This window comes from Pseudoxanthomonas sp. z9, from assembly GCF_006542425.1.
Classification (GTDB): Bacteria; Pseudomonadota; Gammaproteobacteria; order Xanthomonadales; family Xanthomonadaceae; genus Pseudoxanthomonas_A.
On the sequence record NZ_VFID01000001.1, the window covers coordinates 64313 to 79908 of the forward strand.

Consider the following 15596-nt stretch of genomic DNA (forward strand, 5'->3'; position numbering starts at 1 on the left):
CCACCCATTGCCAGCCCGGACGCGCGTCCGGCACATGCAGGAGTCCGTCATGTTGAAGACGTCGTTGTCCGTTGTCCTCGCGGGATTGGCGGCGATGGCCGCCATGCCCACGGCCATCGCGGGTACGCCATCCGGTCCCTACGCGATGTTCAAGTATTGTCCGTACACGAACCCGAGCGTGGGTTCCTGCGTGATCAACACCACCGACTCGGGCGTGTTCGTCATCGGCAACACCACCTTGCCAATCGACAAGCCGATCGTGCTGCAGGGCGGCGTGGAGAACCTGGGGCCGTCGCCGCTGTACCAGGCGGTGGGCGCACCGACGCTTTCGGCGCCGCCAGCCAAGGTGCCGGGTGGCCTGCTGGGCATCATGAACCCGGCGCCCAATTGGCCCGGCCCGCTGTGGACGGCATTCTGGGCGATCGTTGCCACCGTTAACGACGTCACCGCCACCATGGAGCCGGTCGCGTTGGCGCAGACCAACTTCGGCAACGCGCTGTTCCCGCCGACCGATGGCAGCGATCCCACCGCGGCGCAGCTTGCGGTGCGGGTGCACCTGCAGAATCCATTCCTGGGCAACAACTGCTATATCGGCTCGGCGCAGAACCCGATCCTGATCAAGCTGCAGACCGGCACCACCCAGCCGCCGCCGCCGAACCAGCCGATCGCGGGCAATCCCGGCACGGTCGAGACCATCATCACCGACGAGGAGAATTTCATCGGCTACCTGCAGGTGACCGATGCCACCTTCGTCGACAACAGCTTCGCGGTGCCCGCGGCCACCGGCTGCGGCAACATCGCGCTGGGGCTGCCAATCCTCACGCCCATTCTGCAATCGCTGGTCACGGGCGCGGTCAACCTGAAGGTCGGGCTGCCCTCGGCCGCGGGCAAGAACACCGCAGTGCTCAACAGCGACGCCGCGATCGCCGCGTCGGCGTTCGTGTTGGGGAGCGAGCAATAGAAGGATGCACGCCGAGGTGAAACGGCGGGGCAGGATGCCAGGGCCAGGGACGGGCGGCGCAGGGTGGCCAGGGAAGGCCGCCTTGCGCGTATCCTGCTGAACCATGCGCGGCAACCGTCTCGTCATCCCGCTGATCGTGCTCGCCATGGCCGCGCTCGCGGGTGCGTACTGGCTGGGACGGTCGCAGCCACATACATCGCAGGGCGATGCGGAATCTTCCGCGCTGGCCATGCCGACCGATCGGCGAGCCGGGTCCGCGCAGCCGGGCCTGCGGAGCGAACCCCGCGCACGGGGTTATTTCGCCGAACTGAAGATCGCCGCCGACGGCGGCGACCTGGCGGCGTCGACACGCCTGTACCGCAGCCTGGACCTGTGCCGTCGCCTGCGCTCGGCGGACTGGGGCAACGCCATGCTGGCCAGCGAACTGCTGGACACGCAGACCCGCGGCATGAGCGCCACGCAGTTGGAAAACTACCGGGCGCAACTGGACGGGATCGAATCGCGTCGGCAGAACGCGCGGCGGATGAGCGAACTTTGCGACGGGGCCGATGCGGCAACCCTGGACTCGCTGGTGCCGAATATGCGCCAGGCCGCGCAACAGGGCGAACCGTATGCGCGCGCCTGCTACCTGGCGATGGGGCCCGGGCTGGACATGCGCGCGCTCGCCAGGCATCCGGAATGGATCGATACCTATCGCGCCAGCGTTCCGGGGATGATCGAGGCCGGCCTGGCCGCTGGCGACTGGGCGATGGTGAATGTCCTGCGCAACGCCTTGCAGCCTGGCGGGGAAGGATTGCTGGGGGGCGCGCTGGACGCCGATCCCACGCAACACTTCCGTTATCTCAAGCTCTACCGGCTGGGCGCGGGAGCCGGTGACATCTCGGTGCTGGACCAGCAACTGGCGGTGGCCGCCGCGCGGTTGTCGCCGCAACAGCGCGCCGAGGCCGAGACCTGGGCGGATACCACGTTCCGGCGCGAGTTCGGTGGTCGCCCTTCGGCCGGTGCGCCGGGGCTGGATCGGGATCCCTGCGTGTTCCCGTATGAATGAGGGAAACGGATGCACATCGACGAGGATTTGACCGTGGGACGATCCGGACAATGAAGTGGAAACACGCGATCATGGCCTGCACCGCGCTGGTGGCGGTCGCAGGCGTCTACGCGCTCGGCCGCTGGAGCGCCTTGCCGGCGCCGGAAACGGCTCCGCACGCCGCGCAAACCCGTTCAGCCGGGGACGACGGTACCCGTGGCGTGGGCTCGGCACCGGCAACGCCTGCGAAGGGCGGCGTCCTGCCGCCGGTTTCCGCATCGCTCGGCACGACCTTCAGCGATCTGCAGGCACGCGCGAACGCCGGCGACCTCGACGCCGCGCGCCGGCTGGTCCGCGATCTCGACCGTTGCAGCCGCCTGCGCGCCAATGAGTGGCGCAACGCGGAAACCACCCAGGCGCTGCTGGATCGCAAGACCGATGGCATGAGCGCGGCGCAACTGCGGACCTACCAGGTGTTGCTGGACGCGATGGATGTGCGGCAGCAGACGGCGGGCCGGAACCGGGAATTGTGCGCCGGCGCGGACGACAAGATGCTCGCGACCCTGGTGGCCAACATCGCCCAGGCGGCGCGGCTGGGCGATGCGGACGCGCGCGCGTGCTATCTCGGTCGAGGACCGCTCTACGACGTGCGTGGCCTGATCGAGCACCCTGGCGTGCTGCAGGGCTATCGCCGCGATGCCACGGCGATGATCGACGCCGGTCTGGCGGCGGGCGACTGGCGCGTGGTGGATCTCCTGCAACGCGCCTATGAGCCGGGCGCCGAAGGACTGCTGGCCGGCATGCTGGGCCCCGATCCGGCGCAGCACTATCGCTATCTCAAGCTGTACCGGCTGGGGGCGGAACCTCATCGCGTGGCCCAACTCGATCGGCAGATCGCCGCGATTGCCGCCGGCCTGTCGCCGGAACAGCGCTACGACGCCGATCGCTGGGCGCAGGGGACCTTCGAGGACAAGTTCAGCGGCAGCTCGACGACCTCGACGCCGCCGGGCTGGGAGGCGTGCAGCTTCTGAACGCGTACGGGAAACCCCGCGCTCAGTGCAGATCGTTCAAATCGAGCCGGCGCAACCGCGGTGCCCGCCACGCGGTCGTGGCGACCACCGCCAGGATCGCGCCGCCGCCCAGCAGTACCGCCGGAATCAATCCCAGCAGCCGTGCCATCGTGCCTGCGTAGAACGCGCCCAGTTCGTTGGAGGAACTGATGAAGATGCCGTTGATCGAGGACACCCGCCCGCGCATCTCGTCCGGCGTGGACAACTGCAGGATGGTCGAACGCACCACCACCGACACGCCGTCGCACATGCCGTAGGCCAGCAGGATCAGCGCCGACAACCAGAAACTGCGTGACAGTCCGAACGCGATCACGCACAGGCCGAATCCGGCCACCGCAAACAGCAACACACGACCCGCGTGCTGCTGCAGGGGATGCCGCGCCAGCCACACGCCCACGCAGACCGAGCCCAGCGCCGGCGCCGCGCGCAGGATGCCCAGGCCTTCCGGGCCATGGTGGAGGATGTCGTGGATGAAGGCCGGCAGCATCGCCACCACGCCGCCCAGCAACACCGAGAACATGTCCAGCGCCATCGCACCCAGCATGATCTGGTTGCTCCAGACGAAGCGCGCGCCCTGGGCGATGCTGGCGAAGATCGGCAGGCTGGTTTCCGGTGGGCCGGGTTCCGCCACCCGCAGCCGCGCCAGCACGCCGCCGGCGAGCACCGCCAGCACCGCCGCCACGCCATAGGACAACGCATTGCCGCCGAATCCCACCAGCAGGCCGCCGATGGCCGGACCGGTCACCATCGCCGCCTGGAAGATCACCGTGCCCAGGCCGGCGCCGCGGACGAACTCCTCGCGCGCCAGCACCTTGGCGAACAGCGCGTTGTAGATCGGACTGAGGAACGAACGCGCCATTCCGGTCAGTGCGATGGCGGCGTATATCGGCCACAGCCGCGTGGTCGGCAACCATCCCGCCGCCGCCAGCACCAGGATGACCGCGGTCAGGGCCAGCGCCGCGCAGGCGGCGATGCCCAGCTTGCGGCGGGGTAGATGGTCGACCAGGTAGCCCGCAAACGGCGCGACGCAGAAGAACGGCAGCACTTCGGCAAGGCCGATCAGGCCGAGCGAGAATGGATTGCGGGTGAGTTCGTAGATGTGCCAGCCGACCGTCACCGCGACGATCTGGTAGGACAGCAGCGCCAGGATCCGGTAAGCCAGTACCGTGGTGAACCCGCGATTGCGCAGCAATGTCCTGACCGGGGAGGCGTCCGACGCGCTCACCGGGCCGCCGCGGCGGTCTCGCGGATGAAGGCCAGCAGCGAAGCCAGTCCGTTGCTGCGGGTGGGCGAGAGATGCTTGGCCAGGCCGATGTCGGCGATGTAGTCCGCTTCGGTGGCGAGGATTTCGCTGGCCGGCCGGCCGGAGTAGACCCGCAGCGCCAGGAAGATCAGCCCGGAGACGATCGCCGAATCGCTGACGGCCCGGAAATCCAGCCGGCCGGCGTCACCTTGCGGCACGATCCAGACCAGCGACTGGCAACCGAGCAGGCGGTGTTCCTCGGTCTTCCACTCCTCCGGGAACGGCGGCAGTTTGCGGCCCAGGTCGATCAGGTACTGATAGCGTTCGGCCCAATCGCCGAAGAACGCGAATTCGTCCTTGATGGCCTGCTGGGCGTCGGCGGCGGTGGGTTCGAGCGGGAAGGCGGTGTCGGTCATGGCGATTCGCAATGCGCCCTTCCGGGGAAGGGAGGCGGCGGCGCTCATCGGCCGCCTGTCCCGGCGCGATCAGGCGCCGGGGCGGAGGGGAGGTGCTCAGGCGCGCTTCCAGCGGACGCCCTGCGGGGTATCTTCCAGCAGGATGCCTTCGCTGGCGAGCTGATCGCGGATCGCGTCGGAACGGGCGAAGTCGCGCGCCTGCTTGGCGGCGGCGCGCTCCTCGATCAGGCCCTGGATGCGCGCGTCGTCATCGTTGGAAGCACCACGCGCGAACCATTCGGCCGGATCCTGCTGCAGCAGACCCAGCGCGAAGCCGGCACCGAGCAGTTCCGCCTTCAATCGCACGCGGTCGGTGGCGATGACGGCCTTGCGGGCCTCGGCGGCGATGCGGGCCAGTTCGGCCAGCGCGAGCGGCGTGTTGAGATCGTCGTCCAGCGCTTGCTCGATGGCGGAGGGAATCGCTCCTGCCGCGGAAGCCGGCGCATCGGCATCGTGCAGATCCCGCAGCGTGCCGTACAGGCGATCCAGGGTCCGCACCGACTGCTCGATCAGCGCGTCCGACCAGTCCAGCGGCTGGCGGTAATGCGCCGACAGCAGGGCGTAGCGCAGCGCCTCGGGCGGGTGCTGTTCCAGCAGGTCGTGCACGCGTTCGATGTTGCCCAGCGACTTGCTCATCTTGGCGCCGCCGAAGTTGAGCATGCCGTTGTGCAGCCAGAACCGGGCAAAGGTCTTGCCGCCGTGGGCGCATTCGCTCTGCGCGATTTCGTTCTCGTGGTGCGGGAACTGCAGGTCCACGCCGCCGGCGTGGATGTCGATGGTCTGGCCCAGGTGGGCGGCAGCCATCGCCGAGCATTCGATGTGCCAGCCCGGACGACCGCGGCCCCAGGGGGATTCCCAGCCCGGCAGCTCGTCGCTGGAAGGCTTCCATAGCACGAAATCACCGGGATCCCGCTTGTACGGCGCCACGTCGACGCGCGCGCCGGCCAGCATTTCCTCCGGATCCCGGCGCGAGAGCTTGCCGTAGTCCGGGAACGAGGCCACCGCGAACAGCACATGGCCCTCGGCCGCGTAGGCGTGGCCGCCGGCGATCAGGTCCTGGATCATCGCGATGATCTGGGGAATGTGGGCGGTCGCCTCCGGTTCGATGTCCGGTGGGGCGACGCCCAGCCGCGCCATGTCCTGACGGTAGGCGGCGGCGAAGCGGTCGGTAATCGCGCTGATCGGCACGCCCTGTTCCAGGGCCGCGGCATTGATCTTGTCATCCACGTCGGTGATGTTGCGGGCATAGCGCAGCGCGCCATGGCGCCGCCGCAGCAGGGCCGCCAGTACGCCGAACACGACCGGCCCGCGGGCGTTGCCGATATGGACGTAGTTGTAGACGGTCGGCCCGCACACATACAGGGTGGGGCAGGCGGGGTCGAGGGGAACGAAGTCCTCGACCCGGCGGGTGAGGTTGTTGTGGAGGCGAAGGCTCATCAGGCTGGGGCGTGGGGAAGCCCGGTGATTCTACAGCCTGGCGGGGCCGGGCCGGCCGCCGGCCGGGTGCAGGAGGGGATGGTTCAGCCCCTCTCCAGCCTGGTCGCCTACACTAGTGCGCAGGGATTTCCACCAACGGGTCGCATGGGTCGTTTCCGTCATTGCTTGCTGCCACTGCTGATGTTGCCGTTCGCCATGGGTGCGATGGCGCAGGAGCGCGTGGTCCAGGCGGAGAACGTGCGGCTGGACTATGCCCAGGTGCTCAACGTGGAACCGGTCTACCAGACCCTGCGGGCCAGCCGGACCGAGGAAGTCTGCGACGAACTGCCCACACTGCCGACCACCACGGTCCATCCGACCAAGGAACAGAGCCGCTGGGCCCGGTTCCTGGACTCCATCAAGGGCGTGTTCTCCGGTGACGGCGATGCCGAGGCCCAGGAGGCCGAGTCCCAGTCCGGCCAGTCCACCGAGCCGGCCCGGGTCAACTGCCGCAGCGTGCCGGTCGAGCGCGAGTTCCGCCGCCCCATCGCCTACGACGTGGACTACGTCTACAAGGGCACCAAGTACCGCTCCCGCCTGGCCGAGGATCCGGGCAACCGGCTCCGGATCCGGATTTCGGTGATGCCCTATGTGCCGACCGTGCCCCCGGTCGAGGCCCCCGCGCCCTGAGCCTTGCGCTGCGCCGCAGCACGTGCGAGGATTCGCCCCCTATGAAGATGAACGCACACGCCCATGCTGACAGCGCGGCCCGCCAGGCCTCGGGCATGACTTCGCGTGCGCGTCGACCGGAATCCTGCTCCTAGCTGGGTCGCCCGGACGTTTTCGCCTGTCTTGACGGAACCCAGCCAGAGGCTGGGTTTTTTCGTTTTCCGCCCCCGAATTTCCGCAACATTCCCGAACCAGGATGCCTTGATGAAGCACTTCTTGAACACGCAGGACTGGAGCCGCGCCGAACTGGATGCGCTGTTGGCGCAGGCGGCGCGATACAAGCAGGACAAACTCGGCGATGCGCTGAAAGGCAAGTCGATCGCGCTGGTGTTCTTCAATCCGTCCATGCGCACCCGCACCAGCTTCGAACTGGGCGCCTTCCAGTTGGGCGGGCACGCGGTGGTCCTGCAGCCGGGCAAGGACGCGTGGCCGATCGAGTTCAACCTGGGCACCGTGATGGACGGCGACACCGAGGAGCACATCGCCGAGGTGGCGAAGGTGCTGGGTCGCTATGTCGACCTGATTGGCGTGCGCGCGTTCCCGAAGTTCGTCGACTGGGCCCAGGACCGCGAGGACATCGTGCTGAAGTCGTTCGCCAAGTATTCGCCGGTGCCGGTGATCAACATGGAGACGATCACCCATCCCTGCCAGGAACTGGCCCACGCGTTGGCGCTGCAGGAGCACTTCGGCACCACCGACCTGCGCGGCAAGAAGTACGTGCTGACCTGGACCTATCATCCCAAGCCGCTCAATACCGCGGTGGCCAATTCGGCATTGACCATCGCCACCCGCCTGGGCATGGACGTGACCCTGCTGTGTCCGACCCCGGACTACATCCTGGACGAACGCTACATGGGGTGGGCCGCGCAGAACGTGGCCGAGAGCGGTGGCTCGCTGGCGGTCAGCCACGATATCGAAAGCGCCTACCGCGGCGCCGACGTGGTCTACGCCAAGAGCTGGGGCGCGCTGCCGTTCTTCGGCAACTGGGAGCCGGAAAAGCCGATCCGCGACCAGTACAAGCACTTCATCGTCGACGAGGCCAAGATGGCGCTGACCAACAACGGCGTGTTCTCGCACTGCCTGCCGCTGCGCCGCAACGTCAAGGCCACCGACGCGGTGATGGATTCGCCGCAGTGCATCGCCATCGACGAGGCCGAGAACCGCCTGCATGTGCAGAAGGCGATCATGGCCGCGCTGATCAAGTAAAGACGGAACATTCGCTCCTTCCCCCGCTTGCGGGGGAAGGCCGGGATGGGGCGAACCACCCGTCCCGTGCCCCCACCCCATCCCTCCCCCGCAAGCGGGGGAGGGGGCAAAAAACCACGAGAGACCTGAAATGACCGCTTCGACCAGCAAAGACATCGTCCTCGCCTTCTCCGGCGGCCTCGACACCAGCTTCTGCATTCCCTACCTGCAGGAGCGCGGCTGGGCGGTGCATACCGTGTTCGCCGACACCGGCGGCGTGGATGCCGAGGAGCGCGCCTACATCGAGCAGCGCGCCGCCGAACTGGGTGCGGCCAGCCACGTCACCGTGGATGGCGGCCCGGCGATCTGGAACGGCTTCGTCAAGCCGTTTGTGTGGGCGGGCGAGGGCTACCAGGGCCAGTATCCGCTGCTGGTCTCCGACCGTTACCTGATCGTCGATGCCGCGCTCAAGCGCGCCGCCGAACTTGGCACCAACGCGATTGCCCACGGCTGCACCGGCATGGGCAACGACCAGGTCCGCTTCGACCTGGCGGTCAAGGCGTCGGGCGACTACCGCATCGTCGCGCCGATCCGCGAAATCCAGAAAGAGCACACCCAGACCCGCGCCTACGAGCAGCAGTACCTGGAAGAGCGCGGGTTCGGCGTGCGTGCCAAGCAGAAGAGCTACACCATCAACGAGAACCTGCTGGGCGTGACCCTGTCCGGCGGCGAGATCGACAAGTGGGAAGCCCCGGGCGAAGGTGCGCGCGGCTGGTGCGCGCCGCGCAGCGAGTGGCCGGAGCAGGCCCTGCGCGTGACCGTCGGCTTCAAGCACGGCGAAGCGGTGAGCCTGGACGGCCAGGCGCTGGAGGGCGCCCGGTTGCTGGCGAAGTTGAACGCGCTGTTCGCCCCCTACGGCGTGGGTCGTGGCATGTACACCGGCGATACCACCATCGGCCTGAAGGGTCGCATCGTGTACGAGGCCCCGGGCCTGATCGCCCTATTGGCCGCGCACCGTGCGCTGGAGGAGGCGGTGCTGACCAAGCAGCAGAACCGCTTCAAGCCGGAGGTGGCGCGCAAGTGGGTGGAGGTGGTGTACGAAGGCTTCTTCCACGATCCGATCAAGACCGACCTGGAGGCTTTCCTGGCGTCCTCGCAATCAACCGTCAATGGCGAGGTGGTGCTGGAAACCCGTGGCGCCCGCGTCGACGCGGTGGCGGTGAAGTCGCCGCACCTGCTCAATGCCAAGGGCGCGACCTATGCCCAGTCGGCCGACTGGGGCGTGGAGGAGGCGGAAGGCTTCATCAAGCTGTTCGGCATGAGCAGCACGCTGTGGGCCGAGATCAACCGCTGAACCACTGACCCGCCGGAGTTCCCGAACCCGTCCGACGCCACCGAAAATCCGTTCCGTCATTCCAGCGCAAGCTGGAATCCATGGGCTTCTCGCCAGCAGGTGAAGAAGCAAGCGCAAGATGGATCCCGGCTTTTCGCCGGGATGACGATCCGAGACTATCGGCGCTTCAGCAGGGGAGGGAATGTCCCATCCGAATCCAGAGCCATGACCCGTTGCAGAGCGACCCTCCATGCTTGACCAGGTTCTCCAGCATCTCGAACAACTGGTGTCATACGACACCCGCAATCCGCCGCGTGCCATCACCACCGGCGGCATCTTCGACTACATCCGCGCGCAGTTGCCGGACTTCAATGTCGAGGTGATCGACCATGGCGCCGGCGCGGTGTCGCTGTTCGCCGTGCGCGGGCAGCCGCAGCGGGTGTTCAACGTGCACCTGGACACGGTGCCGTCGTCGCCGGCGTGGACCGCCGATCCGCTGAAGCTGCGGGTCGAGGGCGACCGCGCCATCGGCCTGGGCGCCTGCGACATCAAGGGCGCCGCCGCCGGCCTGATCGCCGCCGCGCAGGTCACCTCGGGCGATGCCGCGTTCCTGTTTTCCAGTGACGAGGAAGCCAACGACCCGCGCTGCATCGCCGCGTTCCTCGCCCGTGATCATGGGTTCAGCGAAGCCATCATCGCCGAGCCCACCCAGGGCCAGGCGGTGCTGGCGCACCGGGGCATCAGCGCGGTGCGGATGACGTTCAAGGGCCAGGCCGGGCACGCTTCGGCCGAGAACGCGTTGTCGCTGAGCGCGTTGCACAACGCGATGCGCTGGGGTACGACCGCACTGGACCACGTGCAGGCCCAGCACCACCTGCGCTTCGGCGGGTTGACCGGGCTGCGCTTCAACATCGGCCGGGTCGAGGGTGGCATCAAGGCCAACATGATCGCGCCCAGCGCCGAGGTCCGGTTCGGCTTCCGGCCGCTGCCCTCCCAGGACATGGACGCGCTGCACGCGCAGTTCTGTGCGTTCGCCAATCCCGACGCGCTGGCCGAGTACGAGGAGACCTTCCGCGGCCCGTCGCTGCCATCCGGTGACGTCGCCCGTGCCGAAGAGCGTCGCCTGGCCGCGCGCGACCTGGCCGATGAACTCGGCCTGCCGGTCGGCAACGCGGTGGACTTCTGGACCGAGGCTTCGCTGTTCTCCCAGGCCGGCCTGACCGCGCTGGTGTACGGTCCGGGCGACATCGCCCAGGCACATACCGCCGACGAGTGGGTCGCACTCGATCAGCTTCAACATTACGCCGCCACCGTGCAGCGGATTTTCACCGCATAACCGAGACCCGCAGAACCGATGGAATCGAACAAGCAAACCCGGCAGACCATCATCCGGCTGCTCTCCAGCATGGCCAGTGCGAAGGAGATTTCGCAGTACGTCAAGCGCTTCTCGCAGCTGGACGCCAAGCGCTTCGCCGTGGTCAAGGTCGGCGGCGCGGTGTTGCGCGACGACCTGGAGGCGCTGACCTCCTCGCTGACCTTCCTGCAGGAAGTCGGCCTGACCCCGATCGTCGTGCATGGCGCCGGCCCGCAGCTGGACGAGGAGATGAACGCCGCCGGCATCGCCAAGCGGACCGTCAACGGCCTGCGCGTGACCACGCCGGAAGTGCTGGCGATCGTGCGCAAGGTGTTCCTGCAGCAGAACCTGGCGCTGGTGGAGGCGCTGCAGCAGGGCGGGGCGCGCGCGACCTCGATCGTGTCCGGCGTGTTCGAGGCCGAATACAAGGACCAGGCGACCTACGGCCTGGTCGGCGAGGTCACCCGCATCAACCTGGCGCCGATCGAGGCCAGCCTGCATGCCGGCTCCATTCCGGTCATCGCCAGCATGGGCGAGACGGTCGGCGGGCAGATCCTCAATATCAACGCCGACTTCGCCGCCAACGAACTGGTACAGGTGCTGCAGCCGTACAAGATCATCTTCCTGACCGGCACCGGTGGCCTGCTGGGCGCAGACGGCAAGGTCATCGACTCGATCAACCTGTCCACCGAGTACGAAGAACTGATGGCGCAGCCGTGGATCAACGGCGGCATGCGGGTGAAGATCGAGCAGATCAAGGATCTGCTGGACAAGCTGCCGCTGACCTCGTCGGTATCGATCACCAAGCCGGCGGAACTGGCCAAGGAACTGTTCACCCATCGCGGCTCCGGCACCCTGGTGCGGCGCGGCGAGCGCGTGCTGCGCTTCGATTCCTGGGAAGGCGTGGATCGGCAGCGCCTGCGCGAGCTGATCGAATCGAGTTTCGGACGGCGCCTGCTGCCGGACTATTTCGAGCGCACCACGCCGCATCGCGTCTACATCAGCGAGAACTACCGCACCGCGCTGATCCTGACCCACGAGGACGGCTTCGCCTACCTGGACAAGTTCGCGGTGCTCGACGATGCGCAGGGCGAAGGCCTCGGGCGCGCGGTCTGGCACGTGATGCGCGAGGAGAACCCGCAACTGTTCTGGCGTTCGCGCCACAACAACCCGGTCAACATCTTCTACTACGCCGAATCCGACGGCTGCTACAAGCAGGAGAAGTGGAAGGTGTTCTGGTACGGCATCGAGCGTTTCGACGACATCGAGCGCTGCGTGGCGCATTGCCGCACGCGCCAGCCAACCCTGGTGGACTGAGATGGCGACGAATACCCCCGGCCTCTGGCAGCAGGTCCCCCGGCTGGAAGGACGACACGTCCGTCTGGAACCGTTGCTGCGCGAGCACGCGGACGGCCTGCGTGCGGCCTTGGAAGGTGATGCGCTGGCCGCGCTCTGGTACACCAACGTGCCTCGCGCCGCCGACGTGGATGGTTACCTGGATGGCGTGTTCGCCACCCAGGCGCAGGGCCGGATCCTGCCGTTCGTGGTCCGCGACGCCGCCGGCGATGTCATCGGCAGCACGCGTTTCTATGATCTGGAACCGGGCGTGCCACGCGTCAGCATCGGCTACACATGGTACGCGCCGCGCGTGCAGCGTACCGGCCTCAACACCGAGGCAAAATTGCTGTTGCTGACCCATGCCTTTGAAACGCTGGGCTGCATCAGTGTCATATTCGAGACCAGCTGGTTCAACCAGCGCTCGCGCGCGGCCATCGCCCGCCTGGGCGCGAAACAGGACGGCGTGCTGCGCAACCACCGGCGCCATGCCGACGGCAGCCCGCGTGACACCGTCATCTTCTCCATCCTCGACAACGAATGGCCGGCAGTGAAGCGCAACCTGCTTTCGCGCCTGGTCCAGCATGAGTCCTCCCCATGAAAACCGTCGGCATCGTCGGCGCGCGCGGACACACCGGCGCCGAACTGATCAAACTGATTGATCGCCATCCCCATCTGGAACTGGCGTTCGTGTCCTCGCGCGAACTGGACGGGCAGAAGGTCAGTGACCACATCGCCGGCTTTTCCGGCGCCCTGCGCTACGAGACCCTGAGCCACGAGCAGGTGGGCGGGAAGGGGGCCGATGCGGTCATCCTGGCCTTGCCAAACGGCAAGGCAGCCGAACTGGTCGCGGCGATCGACGCGCAGGCACCGGCGACGGTGGTGGTGGATCTGTCCGCCGATTACCGCTTCAACTCCGACTGGTATTACGGCCTGCCGGAGCTGACCCGCGACACCTATGCCGGGCAGACGCGCATCAGCAATCCCGGTTGCTATGCCACCGCGATGCAACTGGTGATCGCGCCCGTGCTGGACCAGCTGGCCGGGCCGCCGCAGTGCTTCGGCGTCTCGGGCTACTCCGGCGCGGGTACCACGCCCTCGGACAAGAACAACGTCGAGCTGCTGCGCGACAACCTGATGCCGTACGCGCTGGCTGATCACATGCACGAGCGTGAGGTCAGCCGGCACCTTGGCGTGCCGGTGGAGTTCATGCCGCACGTGGCCCCGCATTTCCGCGGCATCACCATGACCGTCAACCTGTACCTGCAACAGGCGATCAAGCCAGACGACATGCGCGCCCTGTACCGGCAACGCTACGCAGGCGAACCGCTGATCCGGGTGCGCGATGACGCGCCGTGGGTCAGCCGCATCGCGGGGCGGCACGGTGTGGAAATCGGCGGCTTCACCGTGGCGCCGGGCGGCAAGCGCATGGTGGTGGTGGCGACCCTGGACAACCTGCTCAAGGGCGCGGCTACCCAGGCGATGCAGAATCTCAACACGGCGTTCGGCTTCGATGAACTGGAGAGCATTCCGGTGGACGCATTCCATCACGAGGAGGGCAGGGCATGAGCGACCTGTTGTGGCAGAAGCCCGGCGTCGCCGTCGACGCGGAAATCCAGCGATTCCTGGCCGGCGACGATGTGTTGCTGGATCGCGAATTCTTCCTGCACGACATCCAGGCCAGCACCGCGCATGCGGAGGGGCTGCAGCACATCGGCATCCTGTCGGTGGATGAGCTGGCCGGGCTGAAGCGCGAACTGGCCGCGCTGGCCGAAGACTTCCGCGCCGGCCGCTTCGTACTGGACGAGCGCTACGAGGATGGCCATTCCGCGATCGAGGCACGCCTGACCGAACGCCTGGGCGACGCCGGCCGCAAGATTCATACCGGCCGCAGCCGCAATGACCAGATCCTGGTCGCCACCCGCCTGTGGCTGAAGGAAAAGCTGGCGCGCACGGCGACGCTGTGCCGCGAAGTCGCGAAGGTCGCCCTGGACCGCGCGGTCGCCGAGCAATCGCTGCCACTGCCCGGCTATACCCACATCCAGCGTGCGGTGGTCTCGTCGGCGGGCATGTGGTGGGCCGGCTGGACCGAAGCCTTCATCGACAACGCCATCCGCGCCGGCGATACCCTCAAGCTGGTCGATGCCAATCCACTGGGGACCGCGGCCGGCTACGGGGTCAACCTGAAATTGGATCGCGAACACACCACCGCGGCGCTGGGCTTCGCACGCATGCAGGTCAGTCCGATCTACGCGCAGCTCTCGCGCGGCAAGTTCGAGATGGCCGCGCTGGAAGCGCTTGGCGCCGCGACGTTGGACCTGCGCCGGATCGCCTGGGATCTGTCGCTGTTCACCAGCGCCGAATTCGGTTTTGTCGCACTGCCGGCCCAGTACACCACCGGCAGTTCGATCATGCCGAACAAGCGCAACCCCGACGTGATCGAACTGATGCGCGCCACCCACGCCAGCGTGGCGGCGGCGCGCACCGAGATCGAACAGTTGCTGTCGCTGCCGTCTGGTTACCACCGTGATCTGCAGGCCAGCAAGGGCGCGATCTTCCATGGCTTCAGCCGTGGCCTGCCGGCGCTGGAACTATTGCCCGCGCTGCTGGCCAACCTGGAATGGCGCGAGGACCGGCTGCGCGCGGCGATCGATTCGGGCATGTACGCGACCGACGTGGCGGTGGAAGCCGCTGTGGCGGGCATACCCTTCCGCGAGGCCTACAAGGCCGCCGCCGCCGCGGCGGACACGGCCGGGCAGGGACGTACCCCGGAAGGCAGCCTGGATGCGCGGGTGTCGCCGGGCGCCGCCGCCGACCTGCGGCTGGATACCCTGCGCCAGCGCCTGGTCGCGCTGGAGGGCTGACTCATGTCGCCGGTCAGTCGCGCCAATGCCGAACACTACGCGTGGGGCCAGGGTTGCGATGGCTGGCATCTGCTCAAGGATGCGGGCCTGAGCGTGATCGAGGAGCGGATGCCGCCGGGTACGGCGGAAGTCAGGCACTTCCACGTCCAGGCGCGCCAGTTCTTCTATGTGCTGGATGGGCAGGCCGAACTGGAAGTGGAGGGCGCCGTTTCCTTGCTCGATGCCGGGCAGGGGCTGCATGTCGCGCCGGGACAGGCGCACCGGATGCGCAACCGCGGCGACAGCGATGCGCGCTTCCTGGTGATTTCGTCCCCGCGCGCGCACGGTGATCGCCAACCTGCGCAGGAGAATCATGCATGAAGACCCGCTACCTGGTGATGGCGATGCGCACGCCGGACTTCCGCGATGACGTCATCGCGCCGCACCATGCGTTCCTGGATGGCCTGCGCGAGGCGGGCCTGCTGGAAATGACCGGCGGTTTCAGCGATCGCAGTGGAGGTGCCTATCTGCTGTCGGGCGTGGCTTCGCTGGAGGAGGCGCATGCGATCGCCGCGCGCGACCCGCTGGCCGTCACCGGCAGCTCCCGTCTCACCGTGCACGAATGGAACACTCGCTGAGTCCGTC

General features: G+C 67.5%; 16 protein-coding genes. 13 read left to right on the forward strand and 3 right to left on the reverse strand.

Annotated features, from left to right (window positions below; all coding sequences use genetic code 11):
• Nucleotides 1-49 precede the first annotated feature (49 nt).
• The 3 genes from FG323_RS19780 to FG323_RS00285 all read left to right on the forward strand — a co-directional run bounded on the left by FG323_RS19780 (nucleotide 50) and on the right by FG323_RS00285 (nucleotide 3019).
• The gene (locus FG323_RS19780) at nucleotides 50-961 is read left to right on the forward strand and encodes a hypothetical protein (protein WP_220094103.1); all 912 of its coding nucleotides are present in this window, start codon (nucleotides 50-52) and stop codon (nucleotides 959-961) included.
• A 103-nt stretch (nucleotides 962-1064) separates the two neighbouring features.
• Nucleotides 1065-2009, forward strand: coding sequence for a hypothetical protein (locus tag FG323_RS00280; protein WP_141452433.1), 945 nt, complete (start codon nucleotides 1065-1067; stop codon nucleotides 2007-2009).
• A gap of 50 nt (nucleotides 2010-2059) precedes the next feature.
• Nucleotides 2060-3019, forward strand: a complete 960-nt coding sequence (locus FG323_RS00285; RefSeq protein ID WP_141452434.1) for a hypothetical protein — start codon at nucleotides 2060-2062, stop codon at nucleotides 3017-3019.
• A 22-nt stretch (nucleotides 3020-3041) separates the two neighbouring features.
• Here FG323_RS00285 and FG323_RS00290 read toward each other — a convergent pair whose 3' ends face one another.
• The 3 genes from FG323_RS00290 to cysS all read right to left on the reverse strand — a co-directional run bounded on the left by FG323_RS00290 (nucleotide 3042) and on the right by cysS (nucleotide 6193).
• Nucleotides 3042-4283, reverse strand: a complete 1242-nt coding sequence (locus tag FG323_RS00290; RefSeq protein ID WP_141452435.1) for an MFS transporter — start codon at nucleotides 4281-4283, stop codon at nucleotides 3042-3044.
• Nucleotides 4280-4717 carry a SufE family protein gene (locus FG323_RS00295; RefSeq protein WP_141452436.1) on the reverse strand — a complete coding sequence of 146 codons (438 nt, stop codon included), beginning with the start codon at nucleotides 4715-4717 and terminating at the stop codon, nucleotides 4280-4282. The genes FG323_RS00290 and FG323_RS00295 overlap by 4 nt, the downstream gene beginning before the upstream one ends.
• A 96-nt stretch (nucleotides 4718-4813) precedes the next feature.
• Entirely contained in the window at nucleotides 4814-6193 is a 1380-nt protein-coding gene (gene cysS / locus FG323_RS00300) for a cysteine--tRNA ligase (RefSeq protein WP_141452437.1), read from the reverse strand.
• A 144-nt stretch (nucleotides 6194-6337) separates the two neighbouring features.
• Between cysS and FG323_RS00305 the strand changes: the two genes are divergently transcribed.
• The 10 genes from FG323_RS00305 (at nucleotide 6338) to FG323_RS00350 (ending at nucleotide 15589) form a co-directional block, all read left to right on the forward strand.
• Nucleotides 6338-6862: a hypothetical protein gene (locus FG323_RS00305; RefSeq protein WP_141452438.1), complete on the forward strand. Its 525-nt coding sequence runs from the start codon at nucleotides 6338-6340 to the stop codon at nucleotides 6860-6862.
• Nucleotides 6863-7105: 243 nt separating this feature from the next.
• Nucleotides 7106-8107, forward strand: coding sequence for an N-acetylornithine carbamoyltransferase (locus FG323_RS00310; protein ID WP_141452439.1), 1002 nt, complete (start codon nucleotides 7106-7108; stop codon nucleotides 8105-8107).
• A gap of 130 nt (nucleotides 8108-8237) precedes the next feature.
• Nucleotides 8238-9440, forward strand: a complete 1203-nt coding sequence (locus tag FG323_RS00315; RefSeq protein WP_141452440.1) for an argininosuccinate synthase — start codon at nucleotides 8238-8240, stop codon at nucleotides 9438-9440.
• Between the two features lie 229 nt (nucleotides 9441-9669).
• Nucleotides 9670-10755 (forward strand): acetylornithine deacetylase, encoded by a 1086-nt coding sequence (locus FG323_RS00320; protein WP_141452441.1) that lies wholly within the window; start codon nucleotides 9670-9672, stop codon nucleotides 10753-10755.
• Nucleotides 10756-10773: 18 nt separating this feature from the next.
• Nucleotides 10774-12090 carry an acetylglutamate kinase gene (locus tag FG323_RS00325; protein ID WP_141452442.1) on the forward strand — a complete coding sequence of 439 codons (1317 nt, stop codon included), beginning with the start codon at nucleotides 10774-10776 and terminating at the stop codon, nucleotides 12088-12090.
• A gap of 1 nt (nucleotide 12091) precedes the next feature.
• Nucleotides 12092-12709, forward strand: coding sequence for a GNAT family protein (locus tag FG323_RS00330; protein ID WP_141452443.1), 618 nt, complete (start codon nucleotides 12092-12094; stop codon nucleotides 12707-12709).
• Nucleotides 12706-13677 carry an N-acetyl-gamma-glutamyl-phosphate reductase gene (gene argC / locus FG323_RS00335; RefSeq protein WP_141452444.1) on the forward strand — a complete coding sequence of 324 codons (972 nt, stop codon included), beginning with the start codon at nucleotides 12706-12708 and terminating at the stop codon, nucleotides 13675-13677. Before FG323_RS00330 ends, argC begins: the two co-directional genes overlap by 4 nt.
• Nucleotides 13674-14972, forward strand: a complete 1299-nt coding sequence (gene argH / locus FG323_RS00340) for an argininosuccinate lyase (RefSeq protein WP_141452445.1) — start codon at nucleotides 13674-13676, stop codon at nucleotides 14970-14972. The genes argC and argH overlap by 4 nt, the downstream gene beginning before the upstream one ends.
• A 3-nt stretch (nucleotides 14973-14975) precedes the next feature.
• A complete protein-coding gene (locus FG323_RS00345) occupies nucleotides 14976-15332 on the forward strand; it encodes a cupin domain-containing protein (RefSeq protein WP_141452446.1) in 357 nt (118 codons plus the stop codon).
• The gene (locus FG323_RS00350; protein ID WP_141452447.1) at nucleotides 15329-15589 is read left to right on the forward strand and encodes a YciI family protein; all 261 of its coding nucleotides are present in this window, start codon (nucleotides 15329-15331) and stop codon (nucleotides 15587-15589) included. The genes FG323_RS00345 and FG323_RS00350 overlap by 4 nt, the downstream gene beginning before the upstream one ends.
• The last annotated feature ends 7 nt before the right edge of the window (nucleotides 15590-15596 follow it).

Coding starts and splice junctions, on each gene's coding strand:
- FG323_RS19780 (WP_220094103.1), top strand. CDS start 50: ATGTTGAAGACGTCGTTGTCCGTTGTCCTCGCGGGATTGGCGGCGATG.
- argH (WP_141452445.1), top strand. CDS start 13,674: ATGAGCGACCTGTTGTGGCAGAAGCCCGGCGTCGCCGTCGACGCGGAA.
- FG323_RS00345 (WP_141452446.1), top strand. CDS start 14,976: ATGTCGCCGGTCAGTCGCGCCAATGCCGAACACTACGCGTGGGGCCAG.
- FG323_RS00315 (WP_141452440.1), top strand. CDS start 8,238: ATGACCGCTTCGACCAGCAAAGACATCGTCCTCGCCTTCTCCGGCGGC.
- cysS (WP_141452437.1), bottom strand. CDS start 6,193: ATGAGCCTTCGCCTCCACAACAACCTCACCCGCCGGGTCGAGGACTTC.
- FG323_RS00310 (WP_141452439.1), top strand. CDS start 7,106: ATGAAGCACTTCTTGAACACGCAGGACTGGAGCCGCGCCGAACTGGAT.
- FG323_RS00350 (WP_141452447.1), top strand. CDS start 15,329: ATGAAGACCCGCTACCTGGTGATGGCGATGCGCACGCCGGACTTCCGC.
- FG323_RS00305 (WP_141452438.1), top strand. CDS start 6,338: ATGGGTCGTTTCCGTCATTGCTTGCTGCCACTGCTGATGTTGCCGTTC.
- FG323_RS00295 (WP_141452436.1), bottom strand. CDS start 4,717: ATGACCGACACCGCCTTCCCGCTCGAACCCACCGCCGCCGACGCCCAG.
- FG323_RS00325 (WP_141452442.1), top strand. CDS start 10,774: ATGGAATCGAACAAGCAAACCCGGCAGACCATCATCCGGCTGCTCTCC.
- FG323_RS00280 (WP_141452433.1), top strand. CDS start 1,065: ATGCGCGGCAACCGTCTCGTCATCCCGCTGATCGTGCTCGCCATGGCC.
- FG323_RS00330 (WP_141452443.1), top strand. CDS start 12,092: ATGGCGACGAATACCCCCGGCCTCTGGCAGCAGGTCCCCCGGCTGGAA.
- argC (WP_141452444.1), top strand. CDS start 12,706: ATGAAAACCGTCGGCATCGTCGGCGCGCGCGGACACACCGGCGCCGAA.
- FG323_RS00320 (WP_141452441.1), top strand. CDS start 9,670: ATGCTTGACCAGGTTCTCCAGCATCTCGAACAACTGGTGTCATACGAC.
- FG323_RS00285 (WP_141452434.1), top strand. CDS start 2,060: ATGAAGTGGAAACACGCGATCATGGCCTGCACCGCGCTGGTGGCGGTC.